At 74.3% G+C, this 4,309-nt stretch carries 4 protein-coding genes; all 4 read right to left on the reverse strand.

Translation table 11 applies throughout. The annotated features are described in order from the left end of the window. Positions 1-62 precede the first annotated feature (62 nt). The 4 genes from AC2W7J_RS16315 to AC2W7J_RS16330 all read right to left on the reverse strand — a co-directional run bounded on the left by AC2W7J_RS16315 (position 63) and on the right by AC2W7J_RS16330 (position 3,934). Entirely contained in the window at positions 63-215 is a 153-nt protein-coding gene (locus AC2W7J_RS16315; protein ID WP_255183533.1) for a hypothetical protein, read from the reverse strand. A gap of 71 nt (positions 216-286) precedes the next feature. Then, entirely contained in the window at positions 287-1,651 is a 1,365-nt protein-coding gene (locus AC2W7J_RS16320; protein ID WP_485983687.1) for an MmpA family trehalose lipid delivery protein, read from the reverse strand. Between the two features lie 326 nt (positions 1,652-1,977). Further along, on the reverse strand, positions 1,978-3,066 hold the full coding sequence (locus tag AC2W7J_RS16325; protein ID WP_485983689.1) for a glycosyltransferase family 4 protein: 1,089 nt from the start codon (positions 3,064-3,066) through the stop codon (positions 1,978-1,980). Then, positions 2,957-3,934 (reverse strand): glycosyltransferase family 2 protein, encoded by a 978-nt coding sequence (locus AC2W7J_RS16330; RefSeq protein ID WP_485983691.1) that lies wholly within the window; start codon positions 3,932-3,934, stop codon positions 2,957-2,959. Before AC2W7J_RS16330 ends, AC2W7J_RS16325 begins: the two co-directional genes overlap by 110 nt. Between the last annotated feature and the right edge of the window lie 375 nt (positions 3,935-4,309).

Genomic DNA, 4,309 nt, shown 5'->3' on the forward strand with positions numbered 1-4,309 from the left:
GGCGACGACGAGGGGCGTCCGCTCGACGACGCGGACGCCCCCTTGTCGTGGGGCGGGGTGCCTCAGCTGTTGTAGTTGATGACCTGCTGGTTCTCCTGCGGCATCGACTGACCGTTCTGCACCTGGACGATGCCGAAGATGGCCAGGGCCGCGAGGAGTGCGCCGAGCACGGTGCCGCCGACGTTGTAGGCGACCTTCTTGGAGCCGGTGTTCACTTCGAAGTCCTCCGTTGGCGGTGTGTGGTTCGCAGGCCACTCTATACCGGGCGGTCACTTGAGGCGAGTCGTCACGGTGTCGCGCGGGTCTCATGTCGGCGAGCGACCAGGACGAGCGCCAGCGAACCGATGACGGCGGCCGCGGTGCCGGCCAGGCCGAGCCACCGGGCGGGGTCGGCCGGCGCCCGCGAGGTCGTCACCGGCCCGAGGTCGTGGACCTCGAGGTCGCCGACGGTGCGCGACGGGGTGCCCGCGAGGTCGGGGAGGCTGCCCTCCGGTACCGGCTGGTCGGTGGCGACGACGACCCACCGCACGCCGTGGCGGCGCAGGACGTCGGTGACATCCCTCCCTTCGGCCAGGGCGGAGGTCACGGCACTCGCCGCAGGGTCCTCCCCCGCGACGACCCGATCCCGCAGCGGCAGCCGGTCGTCCGCGACGACCTCCTGCGGCAGGAGCCGGTTCCACGGGTCGAGCACGACGCGGTCGTCGTCCCAGGCATACCGGCGATAGGTCGACCACGGGAAGACGGCCACGGGGTCGCCGCTCTCGCTCAGCTCCCGGCTCACCGTGAGCACGTCGTCGGGGTAGTCGACGCTGCCCCAGGCACCGGAGTGCCCCCACGCGAGCGAGGGCAGGGTGGCGACCGGCCACAGCACGGCCACCACGGTGACGACACCGGGCAGGCCACGCTCCCGGAGTCGGTCGACGACGACGGCGGACGCGAGGGTGAGCAGCAGCACCCACAGCACCGCGAACTTCTGCCCGTCACGCAGCAGTCCCCCGCCGGGAACGGTGGTGACGACCCACTCGAGGAGCGTGCGGCCGCCGGGCAGCGCCGCCAGCGCCGCGACCGCGAGACCGACGAGCCCGGCGATGCTCGCACCCCGGGTACGTGGGTCACGCCACCAGCCCGGGCTGCGCCCCGCGACGACGAGCACGAGGACGACGGCGAGCAGCGCCACGAAGGCGACCGGCCAGGTCGTGCGCTCGACGAACCACGTGCGGTCGTTCCACAGCCCACCGCCGAGGAGGAGCGAGCCGAGGACACCGAAGGGGGTGTCGGCGCCGGCCGCGAAGGCGCTCGCCCCACCGGGGTCGGCGGCCCGCGACGAAGCCCGCAGGAAGGGCCACCACCACGCGGCATTGGCGAGCAGCGCCGTCACGACGACGACGGCGAGGTCGCGCACGACGAGGCGAAGGGGGCCACCCCCGACCGCGACGACGGTGACGGCGAGCAGGGTGGCCAGCACGCCGGGGGTCGAGCCACCGAGCGAGGCGAGGGTGAGGGCGAGGACGAGACCGGCCTGGCTGCGGAGGTCGCCGCGCCGCCGGCTCGCGGCGGCAAGCACCCACGGCAGGAGCGCGGCGCCGAGGACGTACCCCCAGTGACCGATGCCCAGGCGCTCGCCGAGCCAGGGGTTCCACGACCACAGCACGTGCCGCCGCGACGGCCCGGGACGGTGCGCGCCAGCCGTCCGGCGCCGGCCCCGCCGACGACGAAGGCGAGCAGGAGCAGCACCTTCTGCACGAGCCACCCCGGGAGCACGAGGCCGAGCAGGGCGACGACGAGGTCGTTGGGCACCGCCCGCGGCACGCTGCCGTCGGTGCCGAGGGTGCGCGGCGACAGCGGCAGGTCGGGGACGAAGACGAGGTCGTAGTGGAGCGTGTAGCCGGGCGCGAGGCCGGCCCGAGACGACCAGCCCCGCGAGGGCACCGGTGAGCGCCCCGACGACGCCGGGGCGCGCGAGCCCTCGTCGATCGCTCACCGTGAGTGCAGCGCCTCGATCTCGGCGAAGGCCTCGCCCATCGCGACGCACTGGGTCGCCAGGTCGTGGTGGGTCAGGACGTGCTCCCGGTTGGCCGCGCCGACCTCGGCCCGGTGGGCGGGGTCACGCAGGAATCCCGCGAGCGCATCGGCAAGGGCCTCGACGTCGTCGTCGACGAGCGCGTTGGGCGCCTGCACCGCCTCGTCGTTGGTCCCGCACCGGGTCGTCACGACGGGCAGCCCGCAGGCCTGGGCCTCGAGGTAGGCCAGGCCCAGCTGCTCGGTCCACTTCCACGTCGGGCGGGGTGCGGTGGCGAAGACCGCGGCCGAGCGCATGAGGTCGGCGACGCCGGCCGTGTCGAGCGACCCGACGAGCTCGACGCCGGAGCCGGGGCGTGCCGCCGCCTCGCGCACGAGCGGCTCGAGGGGGCCGCGGCCGGCGACCTTGAGCCGGGCCTCCGGGATCTCGCGGCGCACGATCGACATGGCGTCGAGGACGCGGTCGATGCCCTTGTTGTCCGCGAGCGGCGAGGCGAAGACGACGACGGGGTCCTCGACGGGCCGGTCCGCGGGGTGGAAGAGCTCGGTGTCGACCCCGGGCCTGACGACCCGGATCAGCTCGTCGTCGAAGTCGTTGGCCAGCAGGTGGTCGCGTGCTGCGTCGACCATGCACAGCAGGAGGTCGGCGTCCCGGCAGGAGTTGAGCGCCTGACGGTAGGGCGGCACCTTGTAGAGCGGCTGGTCGGGCAGGTTCTCCCACGTGATGACCGCCTGGAGCGGACGGGCCGCTCCCCCGCGGCGAGCCCGCCGGCGCCAGCGGGACGCCTGTCCGGTGACGAGGGAGCACAGCTCGAGGGAGGTCACCCAGTCGTACTCGCCGGCCGGCTGCTCGTCGAGGCCGCGCACCCAGGCGAGGGCCCCGGCCTCGATGAAGCGCTTGATCGGTCGGCGGTAGGTGCTCGGGATCCAGTCGATGTCACCCACGGGCTCCTGCTGGGCCATGGCCCGCACGCGGGTGCCGGGCATCCGCGACATCCAGTAGAGCTCGCGCCGGGCTCGCTGGTCGGGCAGCGAGACCCAGAGCATGCGGCGCAGGGCCTCGCTCACGACGCCGCCCGGCCCGCCGGTCGCGTCGACCGCGACGGGCGCCGAGGGCATAGCCCCCGGCCTCCATCGCGCGCAGGGCGACCATGCCGGCGGCGTGCACCGGGTCCTGCAGCAGGCGACGGTGGTTGCGCACGTAGGAGCGCAGCACGGCCTTGCCCTGGGCACCGACGGCGCCCTCGTGCTCCTGCGCGAAGGCGGGGATGCTGCGCCCGTAGTAGTAGCGCTTGCCCATGACGTCGCGGACGGTGAGGCGCCCCTCGTCGTGGTCGACGATGATCGGGGCCAGCTCGATGCCCGCGCCGGTCGCGCGCATCTTCATCCGCAGGTCGGCGTCCTCGGGACCGGACATGTCGGTGTGGAAGGCGCCCTCGCCGAGGAGGTACTCGCGCCGGACGAGGCGGGGGTTGTGGAGCCACGGGTCGTCGAGGTAGCACTCGCGCTCCAGGGCCCGGCAGGCGGTCCAGAAGCCCTCGCCGATGGTGCGCTCGGGCAGGGCGATGCCCGTCGCGCCGGTCGCCCGGGCGGTCTCGAGGGCCAGCGCGATGGTCCGCGGCGGCAGGATCATGTCGCTGTCGAGCCAGAGGACCCACTCGCCGCGCGCCGCCTCGATGCCGGTGTTGCGCTGCGCGGAGCGCTCCGGACCGGCCGTGATCACCCGGTCGGCGAGACGCTCGGCCACCTGCGGGGTGCCGTCGGTGCTGTGGTTGTCGACGACGATGAGCTCGACGTCGGGGTGGCTCTGCTCGACGACCGAGCGCAGGCAGGCCTCGATCGTGCGGATGTTGTTGCGGGTCGGGACGACGACGGTGACGGACTCCGTCGTCTCCTCCGGCTGACGGTCGGTCACGGGTCGATCTCCTCCGGTGGGTCAGGGCGCAGATAGGTGCCGATGATGGCGAGCACGAGGCCGGCGCGGCGATGTGGTGCGGGACGAGGGCCGAGCGCACCGAGTCGGCGCTCACCGACCCGAGCGTGCCGTCGACCCAGGCCAGCTGGGCGACGAAGGCCAGGGCGGCGAGCACGAGCAGGCCGGCCCCCAGCGCGATGAGCCGTCCCGGGCGAGGCCCCAGCCGGCGCACGAGCACGAGGGCGAGCACCGCGGCGAGGGCGCCGCCGAGCCCGGCGAAGACGCCCGCGACGAGCACGACGGAGGCTTCGAGGCCGAGGCGACGCGACCGGTGCGTTCCGCAAGGCCGTGCCCAGCCCGCGGAAGGGCAGGCCC

The sequence above is a fragment of the Janibacter sp. CFPM2_SD2 genome, assembly GCF_057364645.1.